Raw genomic sequence first — 25,514 nt, 5'->3', positions numbered from 1 at the left:
GCGCATTCTACCCGATCCAGATACCCTGTCAACTGTTTTTTTCACGCTAAGCTACTGAATCTTAAACTATTTATAGAAAGGTCGAGGCTCAGGGGGGCGTAAAGGATTTTCACCGGACGACTAGCGGGTGTTTATTATTATTGATAGCATCGGTACATTCGTTAAAAATATAAAACACGAGGTCCCTCGAGCATGGCTAACACCCCCTACCCCCAGTCCTACTACGCCGCCTCGGCCAACCCGGTGCCGCCACGTCCGGCGCTGCAGGGTGAGGTGGAAACCGATGTATGCATCATCGGTGCCGGCTACACCGGCCTGTCCAGCGCCCTGTTCCTGCTGGAGAACGGCTTCAAGGTGAGCATCGTCGAGGCCGCCAAGGTCGGTTTCGGCGCCTCGGGCCGCAACGGTGGCCAGATCGTCAACAGCTATAGCCGCGACATCGATGTCATCGAGCGCACCGTCGGCCCTAAGCAGGCGCAACTGCTCGGTCAGATGGCCTTCGAGGGCGGGCGCATCATCCGTGAGCGCGTGGCCAAGTACAACATCCAGTGCGACCTGAAGGACGGCGGCGTGTTCGCCGCGCTGACCAGCAAGCAGATGGGCCACCTGGAATCGCAAAAACGCCTGTGGGAACGCTTCGGCCACAACCAGCTGGAGCTGATGGACCAGAAGCGCATCCGCGAAGTGGTGGCCTGCGACAGCTATATAGGCGGCATGCTCGACATGAGCGGCGGCCACATCCACCCGCTGAACCTGGCCCTGGGCGAAGCCGCCGCGGTCGAGTCGCTGGGTGGCATCATCTATGAGCAAACCCCGGCCGTGCGCATCGAGCGTGGCGCCAACCCGGTGGTACATACCCCGCAGGGCAAGGTGCGCGCCAAATTCATCATCGTCGCCGGCAACGCCTACCTGGGCAACCTGGTACCGGAGCTGGCTGCCAAGTCGATGCCCTGCGGCACACAGGTGATCACCACCGAGCCGCTGGGCGAAGAACTGGCCCGCACCCTGCTGCCGCAGGACTACTGCGTCGAGGACTGCAACTACCTGCTCGATTACTACCGCCTGACCAGCGACAAGCGCCTGATCTTCGGCGGTGGCGTGGTGTACGGTGCGCGTGACCCGGCAAATATCGAGGCGATCATCCGCCCGAAGATGCTCAAGGCCTTCCCGCAGCTCAAGGACGTCAAGATCGACTACGCCTGGACCGGCAACTTCCTGCTGACCCTGTCGCGCCTGCCGCAGGTCGGCCGCATCGGCGACAACATCTACTACTCGCAGGGTTGCTCGGGCCACGGAGTCACCTATACCCACCTGGCCGGCAAGGTCTTGGCCGAGGCCCTGCGCGGCCAGGCCGAGCGCTTCGACGCGTTCGCCGGCCTGCCGCACTACCCGTTCCCGGGTGGCCAGATGCTGCGTGTGCCGTTCAGCGCCATCGGTGCCTGGTACTACAGCCTGCGCGATCGCCTGGGCTTCTGATGTAAAGCCATCGCGGGGCAAGCCCGCTCCCACAAGGCCATCTTGTGGGAGCGGGCTTGCCCCGCGATCATTTCAGCCTCACCGTCCGAGGCTGATGACAGCCTGCTTCGCCGCGATCTCCTGCCCCGAACGGGCCAGTTCATCCGCTGCCTGCAGCCAGCGCTGGCGATCCACCTGGGCCGGCAACTGTCGCGGCGATTGCACCAGCACCGCCCAACGCCCCTCCTTGCCCCATGCCGACTCGAAATCGTCGAAAGCCATCAACTGGCGCCGGTGCATGCCCGAGCGCAGCAATACCCGCTGCTTGTAGCGGTCATAGCCAATCAGCACGGCATAACGCGGCTCGCTCCACCACGCCGAACCTTCCTGATAACGCAGCAGCACCGGGTAACCGGCCGCCACCTGGGCGAGCAAGGCATCCAGGTGTTTGTCCAGCGGGTAGACGACCCTGCCGTATTCACGGGCAACCCGAGGGATGCCGGCTTCCAACGAATCGGCGGCGGCAGGCAGGCCCAACGACTTGTCGAGCAGGCCCGGCGTGATCGGTGCGCCCTGCTGCGACAGCACGGCGGCCAGGGCCATCGAGCCACTGTGGTTGGCGTTGCCGCCGTAGAAGGGAACGCTGCTGATCTCGACCCGCTGCGGCAGGCCCTTGAGCGCGGCCGGTGGCGTGCCGGCGCAGCCGGACAGGGTCGCCGCCACCAGGCAGGCGGCCAGCAGGCGACGTGGGCCCTGGGCCCGAAACTTGGAGAGCTTTTGCAACGTGGACACTCGCTTGTTCCGCGGCCAGGCAGGCAGCGCCCGGCCAAGAAGCCGATCATAGGACGCCGGCGCCTGCGGGTATAGCCCGATGCGGGCTTGGAACGAAACGGCCCAAGGACTAGACCTTCGGTCAATGGAACGTCACAGCCGACAGGCTAGACTAAAGCAGTGTCTGGATGGCGAGCCTGGCTTGCCAGAGAGAAGGAGGCACGCATGAGCCTGACAATGGCGATTCTAATGCTGGTCGGCATGTGGCTGAGCGTCGCAGCCGCCATGCTCTGGGGCGTACTGCGCATCGTGCGCCGGCATGCACACCCACATCACCTGCCCCCTGAGGCCCTGGTCAAACCACAACCTGTGCGCCGTGCGCGTCGGCATGCCGGGGCCCATTGAGCTGAAGTTTTCCTGAAACGCATCGCGGGGCCAGCCCGCCACCACAAGATCCATGTCCTGTGGCGGCGGGCTGGCCCCGCGATGGTTCACGCCAGATCAGCCCTCGGTAGCCTCACGCTTCAAGCGCGCCCGGCGGGCCATGATGTTGAGGATCTCGATCGCGGTAGAGAACGCCATGGCAGCGTATACGTAGCCCTTCGGCACATGGGCACCGAAGCCTTCGGCTATCAGCGTCATGCCGATCATGATCAGGAAGCCCAGGGCCAGCATCACCACGGTCGGGTTGTCGTTGATGAACTTGGCCAGCGGGTCGGCGGCCACCAGCATCACGATCACGGCACTGATCACGGCGATGATCATGATTGGCAGGTGCTCGGTCATGCCCACGGCGGTGATGATGCTGTCGATCGAGAAGACGATGTCCAGCAGCAGGATCTGGAAGATCGCCGCAGTGAAGCCGATGGTCACGACGTGGCCGGCCTTGGACTCTTCCTTGGCGCCATGTGGGTCGACACTTTCATGGATCTCCTTGGTCGCCTTCCACAGCAGGAACAGGCCACCGGCAATGAGGATCATGTCCTTCCACGAGAACGTGTGGCCGAACACCTCGACCACAGGCTCGGTCAGCTGGACGATCCAGGCCACGGTGCTGAGCAGCGCCAGGCGCATGACCAGAGCCATGCTGATACCGATGCGCCGCGCCTTGGAACGATAGGCCTCGGGCAGCTTGTTGGTGAGGATGGAGATGAAGATCAGGTTGTCGATGCCCAGCACGACCTCCATGGCCACCAGGGTGGCGAGGGCTACCCAGGCGGTGGGGCTTGCGGCGAGTTCCAGCAAATATTCCATTGGTCAGTCCTGCTCTCAGATGTCCTGGGTGTCTTTCTTGTCGTCTTCGGCCTTGGCTTTCTCGCCATCGCCACCGATCGCGTCGCTCAAGGCCTGCTGGGCGGCGTCATTGGTCTTGTCGATGGCCTGCTTGGCCGTTTCAGCCGCCTGGTCAAGCATCTGCTGGGCGGATTTCTCGGCCTGGTCGCAACCGGACATGGCAAACAGGGCCAGTGCCAGTACCAGCGGTGTGCCAATGGATTTGAGTTGTAGCATGAGGTCCTCGCTTGTCGAATGCCGGGCGGCGCGTCATGCGCCTGATGGGGTGGCATTCTAGAGGGACTGAAACATCCGGAAAATTCGTATTTTCAGCGTGTATACTTCGATTTTTCCGAATCGAGGCAGGCATGCTCAACTATCGCCAGCTCCACTATTTCTGGGCTGTGGCCAAGACCGGCAGCATCGCCCGCGCCAGCGAACAGCTCAACCTGACGCCGCAGACCATCAGTGGCCAGATCAGCCTGTTCGAGCAGACCTGGAATCTGGAGCTGTTCCAGCGCGTCGGGCGCCAGCTGGAGCTGACCGAGACCGGGCGCCAGGCCCTGGCCTACGCCGAGCAGATGTTCCAGATCGGCGGCGAGCTGGAGGCCATGCTGCGCGCCGGGCCGCAGGAGCAGATCCTGTTTCGCGTGGGGGTGGCCGATGTGGTGCCCAAGTCCATCGTCTATCGCCTGCTGGCACCGACCATGGAGCTGGAGGAGGTATTGCGCATCAATTGCCGCGAGGACAAGCTCGAACGCCTGCTCGCGGACCTGGCGATCCAGCGTCTGGACCTGGTGATTTCCGACAGCCCCATGCCCAGCCACCTGGGCATCAAGGGCTACAGCCAGAAGCTCGGTGAGTGCGGCCTGAGCTTTTTTGCCACTCAGGCATTGGCCGAGCGCCTTGATCGCCCCTTCCCCGCCTGCCTGGACGACGCGCCGCTGTTGATCCCAGGCCAGGAAACCGTGCTGCGCAGCCGCCTGTTGCGCTGGCTGGCCGAGCAGCAGGTACAGCCGCGGATCGTCGGCGAATTCGACGACAGCGCGCTGATGCAGGCCTTCGGTCAATCGGGCAGCGGCATCTTCGTGGCCCCCAGCGTGATCGCCGAGGAGGTCTGCCGCCAGTACGGCGTGCGCCTGATCGGCCAGACCGAGGCGGTGAACGAGTCGTTCTACGCCATATCGGTGGAGCGCAAGGTCAAGCACCCGGGGATCCTGGCGATCACCGAAGGCGCGCGGCGGGAGTTGTTTCACTGGTAGGCCCGCGCCTACAGGAGCCAGCGCGGTCTGTGGTAAAGTCGCGCGCTTTCACGTAACTGGATTGCGCTGCACATGACCCCCATCCTCCGCCTCATCAACCGCACCGGCCTGGTGACGCAGATCTGCATCGGCCTGGTGGCCGGCATTGCCCTGGCCCTGCTCGCCCCCGCCGTGGCCCGCGACCTGGGGTTCCTCGGCAAGGTCTTCGTCAGCGCCCTGAAGGCCGTGGCGCCGATCCTGGTGTTCATCCTGGTGATGGCCTCGATCGCCAACCATCGCCATGGCCAGGAAACCCATATCCGCCCGATCCTCTGGCTGTACCTGCTGGGCACCTTCGCCGCTGCAGTAGTGGCCGTGGTGGCCAGCATGCTGTTCCCGTCGAACCTGGTGCTGAGCACCGGCGAGGCCACGCTGAGCGCGCCCGGCGGCATCACCGAGGTGCTGCAGAACCTGTTGCTCAGCGCCGTCGACAACCCGATAAACGCACTGCTCAATGCCAACTTCATCGGCGTGCTGACCTGGGCCATCGGCCTGGGCGTGGCCCTGCGCCATGCCGGTGACACCACCCGCACCGTGGTCGAGGACCTGTCCAACGGCGTGACCCTGATCGTGCGCGTGGTGATCCGCTTCGCCCCGCTGGGCATCTTCGGCCTGGTCAGCGCCACCCTGGCGCAGTCAGGGCTGGATGCACTACTTGGCTACCTGCACCTGCTGGCCGTGCTGATCGGCTGCATGCTGTTCGTGGCGCTGGTGATGAACCCGCTGATCGTATTCTGGAAGATCCGCCGCAACCCCTACCCGCTGACCCTGCTGTGCCTGCGCGAGAGCGGCATCACCGCGTTCTTCACCCGCAGCTCGGCAGCCAACATCCCGGTCAACCTGGCACTGTCGGAGAAACTCGGCCTGCACGAGGACACCTATTCGGTGTCGATCCCGCTGGGCGCGACCATCAACATGGCCGGTGCGGCAACCACCATCACCGTGCTCACCCTGGCCGCCGTGCACACTCTGGGCATCCCGGTCGACCTGCCGACCGCGGTGCTGCTCAGTGTGGTGGCCGCGGTCTGCGCCTGCGGCGCCTCGGGCGTGGCCGGTGGCTCGCTGCTGCTGATCCCGCTGGCCTGCAGCCTGTTCGGTATCCCCAGCGAGATTGCCATGCAGGTAGTGGCGGTCGGCTTCATCATCGGCGTGCTGCAGGATTCGGCCGAGACCGCGCTGAACTCCTCGACCGACGTGCTGTTCACCGCCGCGGCCTGCCAGGCCATGGAGCGGCCCAGCACCTGAAGCCCCAGCCGTGCCAGCTCCCATGCCACAGGGGAGCTGGCACGGCCGGCGACGCCAGCGGTGATTGCTTAAGCCCGGCGCTTTACCTAGGCTAGTGGCCTTTTCCTCGCAATGAGACAGGGCCATGTCAGAACACGAAACCACCCGCGAAGGCCGTTTCAACAGCATCGAGATCCGCGTGCTCGGCTCACTGATCGAGAAACAGGCCACCAGCCCGGAAACCTACCCCCTGACCCTCAATGCCCTGGTCCTGGCCTGCAACCAGAAGACCAGCCGTGAACCGGTGATGAACCTTTCCCCCGGCCAGGTCGGTCAGGCCCTGCGTGCCCTGGAGAACCAGGAAATGGCCCGCCTGCAGATGGGCAGCCGCGCCGACCGTTGGGAACAGCGAGTGGACAAGGGCCTGGAGCTGGTACCGGCGCAGCTGGTGCTGATGGGCTTGATGTTCCTGCGCGGCCCGCAGACCCTCAGCGAACTGCTGACGCGCAGCAACCGCCTGCATGAGTTCGAGGATGTCGATCAGGTCCAGCACCAGCTCGAGCGCCTGATCTCGCGTGGCCTGGCGTTGCACCTGCCGCGCCAGGCCGGCCAGCGCGAAGACCGCTACACCCACGCCCTGGGCGACCCGGCCGAGATCGAGGCGATTCTCGCTGCCCGCCAGCAGGAAGGCGGCACGCGCGCCAGCGCGGCGGACGAGCGCATCGAGGCGCTGGAAGCACGGGTGGCGGCGCTGGAGGCACGCCTGGCCCAGCTCGAAGGCTGACTCAGGGCTTTTCGGCGTCGGGGAAGTTACGGCAACTCTTGCGTTCGGCCAGCTCCCGCTCACTGGGTCGCTGGTCGACGAACACAGTACGGCCGTCGGCGTAGATTTCCAGGTAGCCCCAGTGCAGGTCCTGCTCGGTCTGCCCGGGCTTGGGCGGGACGAGCCACCAGGGTTCGCGGCTGATCAGGGTCATGGCGGGCTCCAGCGAATGTCTGGGGTAACTATAGACAGGCGTGCCAGGCGGGATTGTTCCTCCAAGAGCAATTATGAAGTGCCCAGGGCACCGATTCTCCCCGCCAGCCGACCGGACTACTCTCGGTTCTGCAAACCAAGCCCACCGACCTTGAGGATTGACCACGATGTCCCGCCCACCACTGCCCCCGTTCACCCGTGAAACCGCCATCGAGAAAGTCCGCCTTGCCGAAGACGGCTGGAACAGCCGCGACGCCGCCAAGGTGGCCCTGGCCTACACCACCGACACCCACTGGCGCAATCGCGCCGAATTCTGCAGCAGCCGCGAAGAGGCCCAGGCCTTCCTCACCCGCAAGTGGAACCGCGAGCTTGAATACCGCCTGATCAAGGAGCTCTGGGCCTTCACCGACAACCGCATTGCCGTGCGCTACGCCTATGAGTACCGCGACGACAGCGGCCAGTGGTACCGCGCCTACGGCAACGAGAACTGGGAGTTCGCCGAGGACGGCCTGATGCGCAATCGCCACGCCAGCATCAACGAACAACCCATCAGCGAAGCCGAGCGCAAGTTCCGCTGGCCACTGGGGCGCCGTCCGGACGATCACCCGGGCCTGAGCGACTTCGGTTTCTGAAGACCGACACCGGAGCAGCGGGGCCGCTCCACGGCCCCGTTTCAGGTTTGGGAAACGGACTACGCGGTCTGGGGAAACAGTGAGCCCCGTGCAGTGCCAGTGGACTCGTACTTCGCCTCGGTGATCGCCGACTTCATCCGCCAGCGTCTGCTGGAAGCGAAGCAGAGTTTCACCTTCGAAAGCGTCATGTCGCACCCAAGCAAGATCGAATTCATGCGCATGGCACAAGCCCAGGGCTATCGCACCTACCTCTATTTCGTCTCGACCGAAAACCCGCGGATCAATATCGAGCGGGTCGCCATTCGCGTGCGGGCTGGCGGCCATCCCGTCAGGGACGATCTGGTGCGCAGCCGTTACGAGCGCTCCCTCGACCTGCTCCCGGAGGCCATGCCGCCAGCCATCGTGCCTATGTGTTCGACAACTCCGGGCAGAGCGCGGTGTGGCTGGCGGAAATCACCGATGGCGTGCAACTGGAGTACCGCAATGAAGATATACCCGACTGGTTCTTCGAGGCCTACGTGGATGAAGTGGAGCAACCGGCGGACGTATAGTGATGTTGGCGGGCAAGGCGGATTGTTTCGTCGAGCAGTACGCTGATCTCACCGCAGCGCAGCGCTTGCCGGCCAGCGCTGCAACTCTTCCCACAGGCTGGCGTAGCGCGCCTGTACCGCAGGCGGGCAGGCCAAGGTGAACTCAGCGTTGTCCAGCACCGCCTGAGGGATATTCAGTTCGGGCGCTGTCTTCAGGTGCTCGGGCAGAAAAGCATCGGCGCCTTCGATGCCTGTGGCATAGCCGTGAAACGTCGAATTGAGCGCGGCATTGCGCGGCTCGAGCACAAAGTCCATGAACAACCGCGCATTCTCCACATTGCGCGCCTGCGCCAGCAGTACCAGGCTGTCGCTGAACACCTGTGTCCCCTCGCGCGGCAGGCCAAAATGAATGTGGGCATTGGCCAGGCGCTGGCGCAGGGCCGCGCCGTTCCAGTCGATGCTTGCCTGGAAATGCCCGCTGGCCATCATTGCCACGCTGCCGTAGTCCAGCGCCTTCCAGGCCGGCCTCGCCTTGAGCAAGGTCGTCCGCACCTTGGCCATCAGCACGGGATCGGCCTCGCACATGCGCCCGCCATGCAGGCGCACCGCGGCGTAGATCACTTCGTTGAGGTCGGCGCCGATATTGATGGTGCCGACCAAGGCCGTCGGTGGGTCCAGGACCACCGACCAGGTATCGATGTCACCGCTGTAGCGGTCGGCATGCACCGTCACACCCACCACACCCCAGGCCCATGGCAGCGAATGCTCGCGCCGTGGGTCGAATGGCGGATCGGCCCAGGCGGCCTGGACATGCCGGAAGTTGGCCAGGCTAGCCGCCTCGCTTGGCCGCAGCAGGCGCGCCTCGCGCCAGGCGGGCAGAAAGTTGCTGGCGACCACCGCCAGGTCCGCCTCTATCTTGCCCTCGCGCAACTCGGCCAGCGCCGCTTCACTGGTGCGGTACTCGATCAGCCGCACCTTGATGCCGTGGGTCTGCTCGAACCTGGCCAGCAACTCAGGGCTGGTGTAACTCTCCCAGTTGTACAGCGTCAGGCTACCGGCAGCACTGGCCAGTCCGGTCAGCAGCAGGTTGCACACACCAGCCAGCAGGCCAGTGCACAGTGTGTTGAGCATGGTGCGCTTCCTTAGCGGGGTTCATGGGTCAGGCCATGGGCAGCAGGATACGGCCCAGCGCCACCTGCTCGGCGCGCTCGTCCGTCCCGTCCAGCGTGGAGTAGGCGATCGAGGCAGAAAACAGCATCAGCATCACCGAGGCTGTGCGCAGGAAAGTGCCAGCATGCATAGACCAGGCGCTGCGCAAGGTCAGCAGGTGGCCGAGGCAGGTCCACAGGCTGCCGATCGGGACCAGCACCAGCAGGAACACCCCCATGAACCAGGCAAACTGCTGCACCGAATGGAACGCCGACAGCGGAAAGACGCTACTGGCGAACAGAAAGGCCTTGGGGTTGAGCAAGGTCGCCAGGAACACCTCGAAACGCCCCGCGCTGCGTCGCTCCGCCACCAGGCGTGCCGCGCCACAACGCCATAGCTTGATCGCCAGCCACAGCAGGTACAGCGCGCACAGCCATTTCATGCCACTCAGCAGCCAGGGCCGATCAGCCGCAACCACCAGCAGGACGCTGCCCCAGGCCAGTATCGACAGGCCATAGCCTGCCGCCTCCGCGCCGACCAGGGGCAAGGCGCGGCGCAGGCCAACCTGCAGGCCAGCCGAGAACAGCAAGGTATTGGTAGGCCCCGGCACCACCAGGATCAGCGCGGCAAGCAGCGCCATGGGTAACAGTTGTTCGAGCGTCGGCATCGCAAGTCCTCGCTGAACTGGCCTAGGGTGCGGTGAAAGGTAGTGAGGTGCGCAGCGGCTCGACGCTGTCCAGCCCCAACCCCATGCGACACAAGCGCTCGATCCCGATGCCGAAACCGGCGCTGCGTGGCGGTACGCTGCCGTCGCGCATCAAGGCGCACATGATCGCGTCCTCAGGGCCGAAACTGGCCAGGTGACGGGCTTGGGACTCGAAGCGGTCCGGGTCGTCCTCGTCGGTATAGCCGTGGACCACTTCCACGCAATCGATGAGTATCTCGAAACGCTCGACGATCGCGCCAGCGCCGTCACGCCGCCTGGCACGTACCTCCGGCAGCAGCGGGAAGTCGGTCACCACCATGCAGCAGCCACGCGACAAAGGCTCGATCTGCTCGGTGATGTAGCGGTCGATCAACCACAGCGGCGAGATATCCGGCTCGTCATACAGCTGGCGGAACGTTCGCACCAGCGCATCCCCGGCCGCCGGATCGGCGAACAAGTCGATGCCCAGGTCATCACGCAAGTGGCTGGCGAACGACAGCACCTGGATCGGCCCCGGATAGAAGGCTTGCACCAGCCGACAAGCCAGGTCCAACATTTCACCAAGGCTGGCATCCTGGCGATAGAGATCGAGCATGGTGAATTCGGGCAGGTGGGTGGCATCCAGCGCATCCGGCCGGAAGCACGCCGCCAGTTCGTAGACCGCCGGCGCGTATTGCAGGTTGCAACGCAAGGCAAAGGCCGAGGATTCCCGCAGCCAGCGACCATCGCTCAACTGCAGGCGAGGACGGTCGGCATCACCGGGATAACGCCGCAGGATGGGGGTCATGATCTCGAGGTAGCCTGCGCTGTCGAGCATCTGGCGGATACGCCGCAGCATCAGCGCCTTGTAGAGCACCGGATGGGTGTCGGGGGACATGCACACTCCTTGTGGCGGGCCGCACACGGCCCGCAGTCAGCTCAGGGTTGGGGGTCGATCTTCCACCAGCGTGGACGGGACGATGTGAACGAGTGGGAGGTCGGACGCAGCGCCTTGTCGCCCTTGGCGTCAAAGCAGCCCAGCAACAGGCCCACGGTGGGCGCGTCGTCGATGGCGCCGATGCTGCTACCGCACGTGGGGCAGAACGCCCGGCTCGAGTGCTCCGAAGAGCGGTACAGGGCCGGCATGCCACCCTCTCCCACCCACTCCACGGCGTCCTTGTCGTACTCCACCCAGCACAGCGTCAAGCTGCCCGAGTGGCGTTGGCACATGCTGCACGAACAGGTATGCGGAAAACGCGGCACGCCAGTGGCGATGAAGCGGATGCGGCCGCACAGGCAGCCGCCTTTGTAGACGGTGGTTTTCATCGGGCTACCGGCTCCTTGCCATCGCGTGCCGCGTCGACCATGGCACTGAGTTCCACCCACTGGTCGACGAAGGGGTTGAGCATCTGCAGGAAGCCGTCGATCACCTGCGGCTGAAGGAAGCCGAACAGCGGAGCCTGGCGAATGAAATGGGCAATGCCGTCCTGATGCCCCTGCTCCACCGCCACCTTGCCGTTGGCTGCGGCATGCTCTTCATCCAGGTGCATGCGGTAATAATCGTGCAACCGGGGGAGATCGGCGCCGCAGCCACGCCCCAGCACTAACCCGAGCCGGTCGGTGATGGCCTGCAGCAGGCGGGTCTCGGCGATAGCCACCGCCTCGGTGGCGTAGTACATGCCAAGGATGGTCGAGGGGCAGTGCGACCACGCCAGCACGTCGATCAACGAAACCAGGCTACGGGTGGAGGCCGCCCTGGGCATCCAGCCGTTGACACGCAGACCAAGGTCGGCGATCAACGCACCACTGAACACCACATAGTGTGCCGGCAGCTTGCCGCGCTCGCCGCCCTCCTCCAGGTAGTTGCGTGTCAGTTCCTGGGCCAGCTCCGGACAGAAGCCGCGCACTGTGTCGGCCGCCCGCAACAGCAAGGTCGAATTGTAGCGGGCGAACACCGACAGTTCGCCGATGTACAGGCGCGCCTCGTCCGCACTCAGTTGCAACGGGCCGACCCGCTGCCAGATCTGCTGGTAGACACGGGCAATCAATGGGTCGAAATGTTCGCTGATAAGGCTTTGCCCGGTGATGACTGCGTGGCCTTGGCCAATCGCTTGCTCGAACACCTGGCGGGTAGCGCTTGCCTGGTCGAGGTCATCATCCACCAGGCTGGGAAAGTCTCGGTACATGCTCAACGCTCCTTGTTCATGTTCAGAACGCTTCCAGGCAGCCGGTGCGCGAGAGCACCTGGCCGACCACACACTGCTGCTCGGTAAGCACCTGCAGGGCATCATGGTTGTTCAGTTGCTCCAGCCATGCCCCATGGCTGCCGTCAGGGTCGTCCAGCACCACGCTGCGCGCGGCAGCGAAGACCCGCCGCTGTCCAACAGCACAACCTAACGCCGCCTGCTGACTGATGCGGAACGGTTCGCGCAACCGAATATGCTGCCCTATCGTAAGCGCCAGCGGCTCGTGCAAAGGGCGTTCCTCGCGCACCTGGGCCGAGATGGCCCGCGGCAGCTCCCAACCACCATTGCTGACCAGGCGATGCCAGTGATAGCCGAGGTACTCCGGCAGCGCACCGTCGCTCCAGCGCCGCAATGTATCGTCGAGCAGTTGCCCGAGCGGTAACAGCAGCGGGTTGCGACTGCCGAATGGCAGCAGTGCCGAAATGCCTTCCTGATCGAACGGCAGGCTTTGCTCACTGAGGTCGGGGATCACCCGGCGAGCGAGAAACCGGGTCAGCGGATAGGTATAGAACGGCAGCGCCACCGACACGGAATACTGGTCCTGCCGGCCAATGTGATAGACCGAGGCAGGCAGATACAACACGTCACCAGGCTTGAGCACGAACAGCTTGCCGGTCTTGAGCAACGCCTCGTAGGCGCCGGCATCGGCAAAGGTCGGTGCACGCCCTCCGGCGAGGGCCAGGTATTCTTCACGGGTCCAGCAATAGAAGTCCTTCACCCCGGGGCCGAGGTGGCAAAGGAAGGCATGCTCGAAGCCTTCATGGATACCGAAGGCCGTGCCGGCATAGTTGCCACAGAATGCGGCCTGTTCCACGCCGCCAATCGGCATGCCGCGGAACTCGAAGAACGAGCGGATGAAGCGACCGAAGTCTGCCGCCAGTTGCGGGCTGATTTGTTCAAGGTTGTTGATCACCAGGCTGAAGCGTTGCTTGCCGGTGAGGCGCTGCATGAAGGCGACCAGCGACTCGTTGTCGAGGCGAGGCTGCTCATGGGCCTGGTCGATAAGTTCATCCCGGCGTGCTTCGCCATCATAGACCCGAATACGGCAGTCGGTACTTTCGCGCAAAGTCTGCTCGGCCAGGGCATAAAACGCTTGCTCTACTTTTTGCGGCCCGGCAAAGCCTTCACTCAATGGCAGGACCGATTCAAACAAGCAAGGCGCCCGCCCGTTTGCGGTCTTCTGGTCAAAACCATCCCACAACTTTACGTCAAACATAGACAGACATTCCCTTGCGCCAATGAATAACAACGTTACGGTTGCATAAGCCGGTCACCGGCGGTTCCCGGTGGCCGGCTCTGGCAGCAATCAGGCGTCAGGACGCACGCCTGCCTTCATCGCGTCTGGCCGAACACCAGCCTTCATGGCATCCGGCCGCTCCCCGGCCTTGAGCGCATCCGGACGAACACCGGCTTTCAGGGCATCAGGGCGTACACCAGCTTTCATCATGTCCATTTCGAAAGTCATCATGCATGTTCCTTCTTGATGATTGGCAAACTAAGGTTGCCCGCACGCACAGGTACAACACTGGCCCCGGCAAAACTTGGAAGTTGCATCCAGTTCCACCACGCCAACTTGCTCAGGCCATTTGTTTTTGTACTTGCTGGTACAGACAGTTGTTTCAAACACGCTGTCGAAGTGGGGTTCGGCGGCGTCGGAGAAAAACTACCTTTTGCGTAGGAAATTACCAGAGCGGAAAGTGTTTCGACTTGTTTTAAAGTGCTCAACACATTGATTCAGCATTGAAAAAAGTCAAAAAAAGATAAAAGTCGGCAGGGCATCGGCAGGTGTCGAAGATGAGCGTTGCAGGTCTGTTCCAGGGTTTGTACGCAAAGCCGCTCGGGCACTTTTCGTACAAACCCTGAAACGCGCCTGCTGTCACGGCATGCCTGGTCTTGCAGGAGCAGGCATGCCTGTGATGTGACACACCATCTTCAGGACGTCAGGATAAAGTCCGCCGCCGTCACGCTGGTCGCGTCCCCCACCCCAACCAGGCGGATGGAGTCAGGCCCACCGAAACTCACCAGCGTATCGGCACCCACATCGGCAATGCTGACACTGACGGCAAAGGTCGCCGCGGTAATGCTCAGTGCCGTGATATCCAGCCGGTCCTGGCCGCCTGCCGGGGCGGCGTCGAAACCGAACACCTGATCGGCGCCGAAGCCCGCCGCGAACTGGAAGATATCGTTGCCGTCGTTGGCGACCAGCGTGTCGTTGCCAGCCCCGCCACTGACGATGTCGTCACCGGCACCGCCATCGACGAAGTCATTGCCGTTGCCACCCTGCACCACATCGTTGCCGCCCCCGCCCAGCACCGTGTCGTCGCCATCGCCACCGGCCAGCACATCGATGCCGACGCCACCATCGAGGTTGTCGTTGCCGGCCCCGGCCTGCAGCGTATCGTTGCCAACGCCGCCATTGAGCGTGTCGTTGCCGTCACCGCCGTCGAGGCTGTCATCGCCACCACCACCGTTGAGGCTGTCCGCGCCAAGACCACCGATCAACTGGTCGTTGCCGGCATCGCCATTGAGCGTGTCGTTGCCCGCGTTGCCGATAAGGGTGTCGTTGCCGCCGTCGCCGGTGAGCGTGTCGTTGCCGCCACCGCCGGTGATGACGTTGTTCAGCCCGTTGCCGGTGCCGACGAAATTGCCGACGCCGGTGTAGGTCAGGTTCTCGACGTTGGCACCCAGGCTGTAGCTGGCCAGCGCGGTCAGCACGGTGTCGATGCCACCACCGCCCGCCTCGACCACCACATCCGAGGCTGAGTCGACAATGTAGGTGTCGTTGCCGGCACCGCCCACCATTCGGTCACCACCTGCCCCGCCATCGAGCCGGTCGTTGCCGGCAGCACCGGTGAGGGTGTTGGCCAGTGCGTTGCCGGTGCCGGTAAAGTTGCCGCTACCGGTGTAGGTGAGGTTTTCGACATCGGCGCCTAGCTGGTAGCTGAGCAGGCTGGTCTGCACCAGGTCGGTGCCGCCACCGGCCACCTCGATGACACTGTCGCCGGCATTGTCGACCACGAAGGTGTCGTTGCCGAGGCCGCCGTCCATGGCGTCCGCGCCAAGGCCACCGTTGAGGGTGTCGTTGCCGTCCTCGCCGAACAGGAAGTCACCATCATCGCCGCCGTTGAGGATGTCGTTGCCCGCCCCGCCGAACAGCTGGTCGACAGCGCCCAGGCCATTGAGCGTGTCGTTGCCGCCCAGGCCGCGCAGCACATCGTTGCCGGCGCCGCCGGTGAGGGTGTTCGCCGCGTTGGTGCCCACCAGCGTGACGCCGCTCAGCAGGCGCACCGCGGTGGTCGCCGCGGAGGTCACCGTCTCCTGCGCGCCAAAGCCGTCGGTGTAGCGCACGATCACCCGCAATTGCTGGTTGCCCTGAGCGAAGCCCGGGGTGTAGCTCGCTGCGGTGGCGCCGGCGATGTCAACAAAGTTGCCACCCACGCCCTGCTGCCACTGGAAGCTGAAGGCCCCCAGCCCGTCGAGGTCGGCGATGCCGGCGGTCGACGCAGTCAGCAGTTGCCCCTGGTCCGGCGTGGTGTCGCTGATCAGCACCGTGCCGGTCGGCGCGTCGTTGACGTTGGCCACCGGGCCGAGAATGTCGCTGGCGGCGCGCTCGGCCACGCCAAAGGTGTCCACGTAGCCCACCTGCACCCGCACATGCTGGCCGACCTGGGTCTGGCCAAGGGTGAAGGTGCTGGCGGTGGCACCGGCAATATCGACCCAGCCCCCACCGTTGTTCGTCTGCCACTGGAAGGTGAACGGCGCGCTGCCGATGCCGTCGGCGTCGACGATGGTCGCCGGGTTGGCGCTCAGCACCTGGTTCTGCACCAGCAGCCCGGCCACGGCGGGCCCGCTGCTGGGCGCGCTGTTGGTCGAGGAGTCGACGATTTCCAAGGTGCCCTTGGCGTCCTGGTACACCGCCCGCACACGGATGTTGAGGCCGGCGACATCGTCCGCCACTCGATAGGTGCTGCCAGTCGCCCGCGAGGCTTCGCCGGCGGCAACGAAGGTGATGTCCTCATAGACGCCCGTGCCGGGGATGGTCTCGACCTGCCAGTAATAAGTAACCGGCCCGTTCAGCGCACCGCTCGGGTTGGCCGCGCCCTGGTTGTCGGCATCGTGCACCGCCAGGTTGCTGACCCGCAGCAACTGCCCGGCCACGGGCGTGTCGTCGCGCAGACCGCTGGCATCGTCGACAATCGCCAGGTGACCGGTCGGGCCGTTGTTGACGGCGCTACCCACGCCCGAGGCCTGGGCCCCGTCGGCAAACTGCAGGCGCTCGATGCCGGTCAGGCGATCGACGCCGTCGCGTCCGACCACCGTGTCAGTGACGATCACCGTGTTGCCCTCGACGACGATGCGGTAGTCGGTGGCAATACCGGAGAACAGCGCGGTGTCATAGTTGTCGGTACCGCTGAGGATCTCCCGCACGATCACCAGCTGGCCGGGGTTGTAGGTGCCCTTGAGCATCAGCGGCACCATCGGTTCCATGCTGTCGAACGAAGCGATTTCCGCCCCGCTGCCGTCGTTGTTGGCACGCACGCTGATGCGCACGTTCAACCACTTGTCGCCATCGAGGATGTCGTCGCCGCCACGTCCTTCGATCAGGTCGCTGCCACTGCCGCCGAGGATGATGTTGCCGCCATCGTAGAAGGTCGCGCCGGCGGGCAGCAGCCCGGCAAGGCCGTTGATCAGGCTGATGTTGGTGAGCACGCTACCGGTGGCCCCGGCAGTCGGCAGCGAGGTGGAGTCCTCGTTGTCGCCGCGCAGGAAGTCGCCATGCGCCGAGCCCGACAGGCCTTCCATGATGTCGAAGCGCACCAGCGCCGAAGCCCCCGAGCCCGGAACCGGCGGCACATCGAAGAAGCGGTCGCTGTAGTCGATGCTCACGCCCTGGGCCAGGCCCTTGAAGGTTGCCCAGTCATAGCCCGAGCCGCCGATATAGCGATCGCCAAAGCCGAGGCTGCCGACCATGATGTCGTCGCCGCCCTCGCCGTTGAACTTGTCGTTCTCGTTGCCGCCGACGAACACGTCGTTGCCGATCACCGGATCGTTGCCGAGCGGGTCGAAGTTGTCGCCGGGCGCGCCGTCCGAGGTGCCCTTCTCGATCCAGTCGTCGCCTTCGTTGCCCATGTCCTGCTCGTTGGCCTTGCTGCCGAGGATAAAGTCGTTGCCCTGGCCGCCGATGGCTTCGGAGGCATCCTCGCCGGTGACGATGAAGTCGTTGCCGAAGCCGCCGATGATCAGGTTGACGCCATTGCCACCATGCAGCACATCGTTGCCGTCTCCGCCCTGGATGTTGTCGTCGCCGCCCATGTCGCTGATGATGTCGTCGCCGGCGCCACCGCGCAGCTGGTCGTTGCCGTAGCCCCCTTCGATACGGTCGTTGCCGCCATCACCCCAGACCGTGTCATCACCTTCGCTGGAAACGAGGATGTCATCGCCCTGGGTGCCGCCCAGCACGATGTGCTGGTCACCGGCATAGCGGATGTAGTTGCTGTCGGAGCCATCGGTCAGCGGGCTGTCGCGGAACACCACTTGCTGGCCGTTTTCACCCAGCGGGTCGGCGTTGCCCAGGCCATCGTTGTACTGCTTGCCGCGATCCAGTTCCAGGTAGAAACCGGGATCGGAGAACACCAGCCCCGGCAAGTGGGTGGCCGAGGTGTTGGCCATGATCAGCTTGGCGAACGAGTTGCTCTCAAGCTCCGCGTTCATCGACAGGCCGGCGGTGCGCTCCAGGTAGTAGAAACGGTCGCCGTCCTGGAGTTTCTCCAGCTGGTTCTCGAACACGAAATTGAAGGTGCTGCCGAGCATGCCGCCGAACGGCGTCTTGGCCTCGGCCAGACCGCCGATCCACAGGTCGATGGCATCGACGCCGGTCACCGTCACACCCTTGAGGTCATCGGCAGTGCCCATCACCGCATCCTTGCCGGCCAGGGTCACGTTGGCCCAGGTGCCGCTGCCGTTGAGGAAGTCCAGGCGGTCGCTCGGCGCGCCAGCGCCGCCGAATACCAGGGCCAGCGCCGCGGCACGCTTGTCGTCCAAGGTGGTGGCCGAGGTGATGCTGCCGTGGGTGCCATAGGCTGCAATGAAGTTGATCAGCGACTCCGGATGCTTCAAGTGCTGCACCAGGTCGACCCAGCTGGTATAGGGCTTGAGCTGGGTGTCTCCGGTCTGCCCGAAGATGTCGCGGCGCACGGCATTGAGCGAGGGGATGCCGACATCGCGGCCACGGGCGATGTTGATCGCCGGCAGGTCCAGTGGCAGCCCGAGCAGGTTGTTGCGCAGCGCCTCGGTGACGAACTCGTCGATCTCGTTGCCGGCCTGGCGGGTCACCCCACGCACGATGGCGCTGGTCGCCTCCTCCGGCGTCACGCCGCTGGCGGCATACGCCAACGGGTTGAGGAATGCCGCGATCAGGCCGAGCTGCTGCTCGGGGTTGGCGCTGGCCGGGTCACCGATCACTTTGAAGTCGATGTCGAAACGGTCGACGGTTTCGGTCAGCATCGAGTGACCGAAGCGGTACACGGTGTGCGCGAACTCGGCGACGATCGAGGCATCGAGGTCGACGTCGTAGACCTGGGTCGGGGCGAAGAACAAGTCCACGCGCGGCTGGATGGTACGGGCAAACTCCTCGAACACCAGGTGCTGGTACTGCATCTCGGTGCCGAACTTGGCCGCCTGGAACAACCGCTCGCCGTTCCACACCAGCGCATCGACCTCTGCCTGGCTGACAGGCAAGGCGCTGACCGGCGCGAGCAGCCATTCGTTGAGGAAGGCCAGGTCGCCCGAGTCGAGCACGGTGTCCTGGGTCTGCGCTACCAGCCGGTTGTGCTCGGCGTGGAAGATCGCATGCACCGCCGTCAGACCGATGTTCTCGTTGACCCGGCCATCGCCGGCGATGTAGTGGGCGTCCAGCAGTTCGTTGTCGTAGGCCAGGTTGGCGCCGGTGTGCGGGTTGACCGGCACGGCATTGCCGATGGCAGCGTCGGCGTCGGGAGCCAGCACTCCACCGGTGAACACTGGCACGGCATTGTGGGCGATATCGGCAAGGAACTGGTGGCCGGTGCGCACCGCGTTGGTCAGGTCGATCGGCGCCAGCGGGTTGCCTTCGACCAGCACGTCGTCAGCAGTGCCGCCCAGGCCGTCGGCGCCCTTCATCACCACCATCGGATAGCCATGCGGCCCTTTGATGAAGTTGCCATAGGCGTCAGTGGCCAGCAGCGGCACATTGTCGACGTCGGCGTCGGTCAGGCGGAGGCCGAGAATGTCGTTGGCCTGGGCCTTGACCACCTTCCAGGTGGCCATGCCACCGATCTCGCTGTCGTCGCCGGTACCGAACTTGCCGTCGCTACCCAGGTCGCGGTTGGTGATCAGCCGGCCAGTGGCGATGGGACCGCTGGCGGTGAGCTGGTAGCCACGCAGGAACACTTGGTGCGAGGGGTGCGAGCTGTAGGTCTGGTTCTGGTCCACGAACGGCGTGGTGGTGTTGCTGTGCTCATGGATGTCATCGGCGGTGCCGAGGATGCCGTCCGGCCCTGGCAGGTTGGTGGCTCGGGTCAGCACCATGAAGTTGGCGGCGCCGCCTGGCACGTACAGCGGATCGTCCGGCTGCAGGGGGATGAAGATGGTCCCCGAACCGCCCTTGGTGACCAGGTCCAGGCCATGGTCGAAGAACTGGCCGAAGAAGGTCATCCAGGCGTTGAACGGCGCCGACAGCCCGGCATCCGCCGAGGTGTTCTCGAACAGGAAGACATCATGGTCGTCGCTGGTGCCGAACTGGCCGTCCATGCCCGGGCTGGCGACCACCCGCACACCGTCCTTGAGCTGATCGTCATTGCCGGGGGTGCCGAAGTCCAGCACGCCGTTGGCGCCGGGGTCGTAGGCACTGGCGTATGCCGCCGGGTTGTTCGAGGTCTGGTCGACGATCAGGTTGCTGATGGTGCGTGGCTGCGAGTCGAACACGTAGCCGCTGGTCTGCTGGTAGGACGAGCCGGGAATGGCCGGCGAACCCGGACCGAAGAACCCGGCGGGCGCGCCCTCGGCAGCGTTGAACACAGGGTCGGTCAGACGCGGGAAGACATGGTCGGCGGCGCCGTAGCCGGTGTGGTCGTGGCCATTGAGGTTCATCAGGTTGTTGTTCGAGCCGTCGACCGCACGCAGGCCCAGGGGCGCGCGGATGTTGGGGATCAACGAGAGGATGTCGTGCCCGGCGGCGTCCGCCTCGGCGATCTTGATCTGGGCCAGGATGAAGTTGAGGTCGGAGCGGACCATGTGCAGGCCATCGCCCCCCGCACTGGCATCGACCACCGGCGTCGGCGCAGTCGGCACCACGGGGGCACCGGCCTCGACCACGCTGGTGGGCGCGCTGAACAGTACCTCGGTGGTGCCATGGCCATCCTGGTAGATCGCCTTGACCCGCAGCGACAGCCCCGCCAGGTCCGGCGACACCTTGAACGCGGTGCCATCGGCGCTCTGGAACGCCAGGTCGCCGGCCGGCAGCAGGATGATGTCCTGGAACACGCCGCTGCCGGGATCGGCCTCGAACTGCCAGTAGTAGGACACCGAGGCATTGGCCAGGGTGCCCAGCGGGTTGCCCGCCGTGACATTGTCGCCATCACGCACGCCGGCCATGCTCACGCTGAGGATATCGCCGACGGTGATCGCACCACCGTTGCCGTCGCTGAGGCTCGGGCTGCCGGTCGGCTGCGCGTTCAGCCCCGGCACCAGCACGCGCTGGGCATCGGCGAACTGCAGGCGCTCGATATGCAGCAGGGTATCGGTGCCGTCACGCCCGGCCACGGTGTCGGTGACGGTCCACACATCGTCCGCCAGGTCGGCGGTACCACGGGTGTCCTGGGTCACCGCGTACTCGGCCTGCACCCCGGAAAAGACCGCGGTGTCGAAGGCGGCGCCGCCGGTCGAGGTGCCGGGCAGGATCTCGCGGATGGCCTTGAGCTGGCCCGGGTTGTAGGTGCGATCGAGCATGAACGGGATCATCTCGACCATGCTGTCGAAGCTGGCGATCTCGGCCCCTGTGTGGTCGACGTCATCCGCGGCGTAGACCGCGATGCGCACGTTGAGCCACTTGTCACCATCGATCAGGTCGTCACCGCCACGGCCTTCGATCAAGTCGCTGCCATTGCCGCCCAGCAGGATGTTGCCGGTGGCGAAGCCGGTAGTCGGCAGCCCGGCGTCGGCAAGGAACTGCGCCAACCCGCGGATCAGCGCAACATTGCTCAGAGCACTGCCCGTCGTGCCGCCATGGTTGAGGATGGTCAGCGCATCGACGTCATCGCCCTTGAGCACGTCGGCGAAGCGCGAACCGGACAGGCCCTCGACCTCGGCGAAGCGGTCGAGGATCGACGCCGGCGAGGCGCCGACCGGGTTGAACACCCCGGCGTTCTGGTTCGGCGCGTTGCCATGGGGCTGCGCCAACGCGGCCAGGCTCAGGTCGGCGGTGACGCCGACCTGGTCGTTCTTGTAGGTGACCCAGTCGAAGCCGGACATGCCGTCCATCTTGTCCTGGGCATCGCTGCCGACGAAGATGTCGTCGCCGCCCTCACCGATCATTTCGTCGAATCCGCCGCCACCGACGAAGATATCGTTGCCCACCACTTCATCGGTGAGCAGCGGCGCAAAGTTATCGCCCGGTGCGCCGTCCTGGGTGCCCTTCTCGATCCAGTCGTCGCCCTCGTTGCCGGTGGGCGGCAGGTTGGTCTTGGCGCCAAGGATGAAGTCGTCGCCCTGGCCGCCGAAGGTGGTGCTGATGTCTTCGGTGGTGATGATGAAGTCCTGGCCATCGCCGCCAAGGATCAGGTTGCCGGCAGCAAGCATGCTGCCCGCCACGATTACATCGTTGCCGGCGTTGCCCTCCAGGCGGTTGTCGCCGAACGCATCGGTGATGATGTCGTCGCCTGCACCACCGAGGACGGCGTCGTTACCGGCGCCGCCCTCGAGATAGTCGTTGCCGCCATCGCCATACAGCGTGTCGTCGCCTTCGCCGGAGATGATGATGTCGTCGCCCGAAGTACCGCCGAGCACCACATGGTCTTCGCCGGTGTAGTGCAGGTAGTTGCCATCCGGCCCCACGGTATCTGGGTTGTCCCGAATCACCAGCGGCACGATCTCCACGCCGTTGATCTGCAGGCCGCCGGTAGGGTCGGCGCGACCGTCGCCGCCCAGCCCGGTGAACTGGTTGGCCTGGTTGACCTCGAGGGTGAAGGTCGGCGTCAGGAACACGGTGTTGGACAGGTGGGTGACATCCGAGTTGGCCATGATCAGCTTGGCGAACGAGTTGTTTTCCAGCTCCGCGCCGAAGTTCAGCCCGGCGGTGCGCGCCAGGTAGTAGAAGCGGTCGCCGTTCTGCAGGGCCTCCAGCTGGGTCTCGAAGACGAAGTTGAAGGACGAGCCGAGCATGCCGCCGAAAGGCATCTTCTGCTCGGCCAGGCCGCCGACCCAGAAGTCGATGGCGTCGACCCCCGTCACCGTCACCCCGGTCAGGTCGTCCGCGGTGCCCAGCACGCCGTCCTTGCCGGCCTTGGTGACGTTGGCCCAGGCACCGGTACCGTTGAGGAAGTCCAGGCGGTCGGAAGGCGCGGCGCTGCCGCCCAGCACCAGGGCCAGCGCTGCGGCGCGCTTGTCGACCAGGGTGGTCGCCGAGGTGATCGAGGCGTGAGTGCCATAGGCGGCGATGAAGTTGACCAGCGACGCCGGGTGCTTGAGGTGGTCGGCAAAGTCGACCCAGCTGATATAGGGCTTGAGCTGGCTGTCGCCGGTCATCGCGTAGAACTCGCGCCGCGCCTCGTTGAGCGAGGGGATACCGGTATCACGACCACGCGCCAGGTTCAGTGCCGGTAGGTCCAGGGGCAGGCCGAGCAGGTTGTTGCGCAGTGCCTCGGTGACGAACTCGTCGATCTCGTTGCCGAGCTGGCGGGTCACGCCGCGGATGATCGCCCCGGCCGCTTCATCAGCGGTGGCACCACTGCCGGCGAAGGCCAGCGGGTTGAGGAAGGCGGCGATCAGGCCCAGTTGCTGGTCCGGGTTGTCCGGGTCGCTGAGAATCGGGTTGAACGCCGGATCGAAGCGGTCGACGGTCTCGGTCAGCATCGAGTGGCCGAAGCGGTACACCACATGGGCGAACTCGGCGAGGATCGCCGGGTTGATCGAGGTGTCGTAGCCGTTGGGCGCGAGGAACTCGTCGATCTGCGGCTGGAGGGTGCGGGCGAACTCCTCGAACACCAGGTGCTGGTACTGCATCTCGGTACCGAACTTGGCGGCCTGGAACAGGCGCTCGCCGTTCCACACCAACGCGGCCACCTCGGCGGGCGTGGCGGGCAGTGCGACCACGTCGATGGCCAGCCACGCGTTGAGAAACGCCAGGTCGCCGGAGGCAAGCACAGTGTCCTTGGTCTGCTGGACCAGGCGGTTGTGCTCGGAGTGGAACACGTGGTGCACGGCGGTCAGGCCGATGTTCTCGTTGACCCGGCCGTCACCGGCGATGTAGTGGGCGTCGAGCAGTTCGTTGTCGTAGCTCAAGTTGTTGCCACCCGGGCCCATGGGCTGGGCATTGCCCACGGTAGTATCGACGTCGGCCTGCAACACTCCGCCCACCAGCACCGGCTCGGCGTTATGGGCGATGTCGTCGAGGAAGCCGTGGCCCGTGCTCACGGCATTGGCCAGGCTGATGGGCGCGGCGCGGTTGCCTTCGACCAGCTGGGTGACGTCGTCGGCGGTCCCGGCAATGCCGTCGGCACCATTGCCCACGCGGATCACCACCTGCGGCATGCCGTTGGGCCCGCGCAGGAAGTTGCCATAGGCGTCGGTGGCCAGCAGTGGCACCCGATGCACGTCGGCGTCGGTCAGGTTGATGCCGAGAATGTCGCGGGCCTGGGCCTTGACCACGGCCCAGGTAGCCATGCCGCCATTCTCGGCATTGCCGTCGTCGCTGGTGCCGAACTTGCCATCGGCGCCCAGGTCGCGATTGGTAATCAGACGCCCGGTCGCCACCGGATGGCCGCTCGCGTCGAGGGCGTACTCGCGCAGGAACACTTGGTGCGAGGGGTGCGAACTGTAGGTCTGGCTCTGGTCGACGAAGGGCGAGGTAGTGTTGGGCTGGCCATCGTCGGCGGTGCCGAGCACGCCATCGGCGCCAGCCGTGCGCACGGCACGCGACAGCACCATGAAATTGGTCGGACTGTTGGCCACGTATAGCGGATCATCAGGTTGCAACGGGATGAACACGATCTCGCTGCTGCTCTTGGTGACCAGGTCCAGGCCATGGTCGAAGAACTGGCCAAAAAAGGTCATCCAGGCGTTGAAACCGGCGGTCAGGCCAGCGTCCGGCGACTGGTTGGGGATGAAGAACACTGCTTTGTCGTCCGCGGTGCCGAACACCCCGTCGATGCCGGGGCTGAGCACCGGCGCAGCACCGCCGTTGGCCTCGACCGCGGCCGGGTTGCTGGCCGTCTGGTCGACGATCAGGTTGCTGATGATGCGTGGCTGGCTGTCGACCACCATGCCGGTGCCGGCATAGGCCGCCCGGTACTGGGCATCCATCAGGCGCAGGAAGGCGTTGTCGGCGGCGCCGAATTCGCTTTGCCCGGCCACCAGGTTGTTGTAGCTGCCATCGACGGTGCGCAGGCCAAACGGCACCTGGCTGTTGGGCAGCAGGTCGATGAGGTTGGCGCCGTTGGCATGGGCCTCGGCGATGAAGATCTGCTGGAGGATGAATTGCAGGTCGGACTTGCTGAAATTGGCCATGTTGGCTGACCTCGATCTGTCGGGCGGCGGGCAGGCGCAGGCGCTCGCCACGCCCGGTCATTGGCGTGCACGGTTATGCGGTTCGGTTGTCTAGTGGCGAACACGGGCTCAGCCCGCCGCGCGGGATGCGAACCTGGAATTCGCGGGGTTCAGGGCTCGCCGACGATCAGGCGCGGCGCTCCCGGGCGGTGGGTGGGCCATGGTTTCGCGAGTGGGAGGGGAACGTCCTGTAGAGCCCATTCACTCGGCACAAGAACAGGAAACGAGTCATGTTCTGCTCCTACAGGAATGTCGACGGAGGATTCGCGGAGGGGTCGGGGCGACAGCAGGCCTGCGGCGAAAGTTCCCACGAACTGATTAAGACTAAAGTTGCGCTGCAAAATCTTGTCAATATTTCGTCAGAAAAAAACCTTGCCAGCGATAATGGTTATCAACCCACTGTTTTTAATAGGAACTTGAAGGAATCCATAGAGCAAAAAGATATTACAAGATGTTTCTGAGGCGCCTACTCTGC

At 64.7% G+C, this 25,514-nt stretch carries 20 protein-coding genes and 1 pseudogene; 9 read left to right on the top strand and 12 right to left on the bottom strand.

Going from position 1 to position 25,514, the window contains the following annotated elements:
* The first annotated feature begins 192 nt into the window (after positions 1-192).
* Positions 193-1,476 carry an NAD(P)/FAD-dependent oxidoreductase gene (locus ACZ9C1_RS02240; RefSeq protein ID WP_102719452.1) on the top strand — a complete coding sequence of 428 codons (1,284 nt, stop codon included), beginning with the start codon at positions 193-195 and terminating at the stop codon, positions 1,474-1,476.
* A 78-nt stretch (positions 1,477-1,554) separates the two neighbouring features.
* Here ACZ9C1_RS02240 and ACZ9C1_RS02235 read toward each other — a convergent pair whose 3' ends face one another.
* Positions 1,555-2,247, bottom strand: a complete 693-nt coding sequence (locus ACZ9C1_RS02235) for a peptidase C39 family protein (RefSeq protein ID WP_476253493.1) — start codon at positions 2,245-2,247, stop codon at positions 1,555-1,557.
* A gap of 204 nt (positions 2,248-2,451) precedes the next feature.
* Between ACZ9C1_RS02235 and ACZ9C1_RS02230 the strand changes: the two genes are divergently transcribed.
* Complete coding sequence (locus ACZ9C1_RS02230) at positions 2,452-2,631, top strand: hypothetical protein (protein WP_277503406.1); 180 nt, start codon at positions 2,452-2,454, stop codon at positions 2,629-2,631.
* A 96-nt stretch (positions 2,632-2,727) separates the two neighbouring features.
* Here the strand turns inward: ACZ9C1_RS02230 and ACZ9C1_RS02225 are convergent, their stop codons facing one another.
* Together ACZ9C1_RS02225 and ACZ9C1_RS02220 are read right to left on the bottom strand one after the other, a co-directional pair.
* The gene (locus ACZ9C1_RS02225; RefSeq protein ID WP_277503405.1) at positions 2,728-3,480 is read right to left on the bottom strand and encodes a TerC family protein; all 753 of its coding nucleotides are present in this window, start codon (positions 3,478-3,480) and stop codon (positions 2,728-2,730) included.
* Positions 3,481-3,495: 15 nt separating this feature from the next.
* Complete coding sequence (locus ACZ9C1_RS02220) at positions 3,496-3,735, bottom strand: hypothetical protein (protein ID WP_102683333.1); 240 nt, start codon at positions 3,733-3,735, stop codon at positions 3,496-3,498.
* 131 nt (positions 3,736-3,866) lie between these two features.
* On the opposite strand from ACZ9C1_RS02220, the gene nhaR reads away from it, so the two are divergent.
* The 3 genes from nhaR to ACZ9C1_RS02205 all read left to right on the top strand — a co-directional run bounded on the left by nhaR (position 3,867) and on the right by ACZ9C1_RS02205 (position 6,807).
* Entirely contained in the window at positions 3,867-4,760 is an 894-nt protein-coding gene (nhaR, locus tag ACZ9C1_RS02215) for a transcriptional activator NhaR (RefSeq protein ID WP_110698522.1), read from the top strand.
* Positions 4,761-4,832: 72 nt separating this feature from the next.
* Positions 4,833-6,044 carry a serine/threonine transporter SstT gene (gene sstT, locus ACZ9C1_RS02210; RefSeq protein WP_476253492.1) on the top strand — a complete coding sequence of 404 codons (1,212 nt, stop codon included), beginning with the start codon at positions 4,833-4,835 and terminating at the stop codon, positions 6,042-6,044.
* A 124-nt stretch (positions 6,045-6,168) separates the two neighbouring features.
* On the top strand, positions 6,169-6,807 hold the full coding sequence (locus tag ACZ9C1_RS02205; protein WP_476253491.1) for a YceH family protein: 639 nt from the start codon (positions 6,169-6,171) through the stop codon (positions 6,805-6,807).
* Position 6,808: 1 nt separating this feature from the next.
* On the opposite strand, the gene ACZ9C1_RS02200 is transcribed toward ACZ9C1_RS02205, so the two are convergent.
* Entirely contained in the window at positions 6,809-7,000 is a 192-nt protein-coding gene (locus ACZ9C1_RS02200; RefSeq protein ID WP_023631521.1) for a hypothetical protein, read from the bottom strand.
* 166 nt (positions 7,001-7,166) lie between these two features.
* Here ACZ9C1_RS02200 and ACZ9C1_RS02195 point away from each other — a divergent pair, with 166 nt between their 5' ends.
* The 3 genes and pseudogenes from ACZ9C1_RS02195 (at position 7,167) to ACZ9C1_RS02185 (ending at position 8,182) form a co-directional block, all read left to right on the top strand.
* A complete protein-coding gene (locus ACZ9C1_RS02195; RefSeq protein WP_046856235.1) occupies positions 7,167-7,631 on the top strand; it encodes a nuclear transport factor 2 family protein in 465 nt (154 codons plus the stop codon).
* 93 nt (positions 7,632-7,724) lie between these two features.
* A pseudogene (locus ACZ9C1_RS02190) lies at positions 7,725-7,892 on the top strand (zeta toxin family protein); the annotation flags it as partial.
* 149 nt (positions 7,893-8,041) lie between these two features.
* A complete protein-coding gene (locus tag ACZ9C1_RS02185; RefSeq protein WP_457377974.1) occupies positions 8,042-8,182 on the top strand; it encodes a hypothetical protein in 141 nt (46 codons plus the stop codon).
* 48 nt (positions 8,183-8,230) lie between these two features.
* On the opposite strand, the gene ACZ9C1_RS02180 is transcribed toward ACZ9C1_RS02185, so the two are convergent.
* The 8 genes from ACZ9C1_RS02180 to ACZ9C1_RS02145 all read right to left on the bottom strand — a co-directional run bounded on the left by ACZ9C1_RS02180 (position 8,231) and on the right by ACZ9C1_RS02145 (position 25,000).
* On the bottom strand, positions 8,231-9,292 hold the full coding sequence (locus ACZ9C1_RS02180; RefSeq protein ID WP_457377874.1) for an extracellular solute-binding protein: 1,062 nt from the start codon (positions 9,290-9,292) through the stop codon (positions 8,231-8,233).
* Between the two features lie 28 nt (positions 9,293-9,320).
* Positions 9,321-9,977 (bottom strand): LysE family translocator, encoded by a 657-nt coding sequence (locus ACZ9C1_RS02175; protein ID WP_457377875.1) that lies wholly within the window; start codon positions 9,975-9,977, stop codon positions 9,321-9,323.
* A 22-nt stretch (positions 9,978-9,999) separates the two neighbouring features.
* Positions 10,000-10,893, bottom strand: a complete 894-nt coding sequence (locus tag ACZ9C1_RS02170) for an amino acid--tRNA ligase-related protein (protein ID WP_277503401.1) — start codon at positions 10,891-10,893, stop codon at positions 10,000-10,002.
* A gap of 41 nt (positions 10,894-10,934) precedes the next feature.
* Positions 10,935-11,321, bottom strand: a complete 387-nt coding sequence (locus ACZ9C1_RS02165; protein ID WP_102683342.1) for a GFA family protein — start codon at positions 11,319-11,321, stop codon at positions 10,935-10,937.
* Positions 11,318-12,181: a DUF3865 domain-containing protein gene (locus tag ACZ9C1_RS02160; protein ID WP_277503400.1), complete on the bottom strand. Its 864-nt coding sequence runs from the start codon at positions 12,179-12,181 to the stop codon at positions 11,318-11,320. Before ACZ9C1_RS02160 ends, ACZ9C1_RS02165 begins: the two co-directional genes overlap by 4 nt.
* A 22-nt stretch (positions 12,182-12,203) precedes the next feature.
* Positions 12,204-13,394, bottom strand: coding sequence for a cupin domain-containing protein (locus tag ACZ9C1_RS02155; protein ID WP_277503399.1), 1,191 nt, complete (start codon positions 13,392-13,394; stop codon positions 12,204-12,206).
* Between the two features lie 153 nt (positions 13,395-13,547).
* Positions 13,548-13,709 (bottom strand): hypothetical protein, encoded by a 162-nt coding sequence (locus ACZ9C1_RS02150; RefSeq protein WP_173862437.1) that lies wholly within the window; start codon positions 13,707-13,709, stop codon positions 13,548-13,550.
* 464 nt (positions 13,710-14,173) lie between these two features.
* Positions 14,174-25,000 carry a peroxidase family protein gene (locus ACZ9C1_RS02145; protein ID WP_476253490.1) on the bottom strand — a complete coding sequence of 3,609 codons (10,827 nt, stop codon included), beginning with the start codon at positions 24,998-25,000 and terminating at the stop codon, positions 14,174-14,176.
* 269 nt (positions 25,001-25,269) lie between these two features.
* Between ACZ9C1_RS02145 and ACZ9C1_RS02140 the strand changes: the two genes are divergently transcribed.
* On the top strand, positions 25,270-25,500 hold the full coding sequence (locus tag ACZ9C1_RS02140) for a hypothetical protein (RefSeq protein ID WP_457377878.1): 231 nt from the start codon (positions 25,270-25,272) through the stop codon (positions 25,498-25,500).
* Positions 25,501-25,514: the final 14 nt, after the last annotated feature.

It is taken from the genome of Pseudomonas sp. TE21435 (assembly GCF_056279265.1).
Note: the sequence above shows the minus strand (reverse complement) of the source record. Positions and strands in the feature narration are given on the sequence as shown.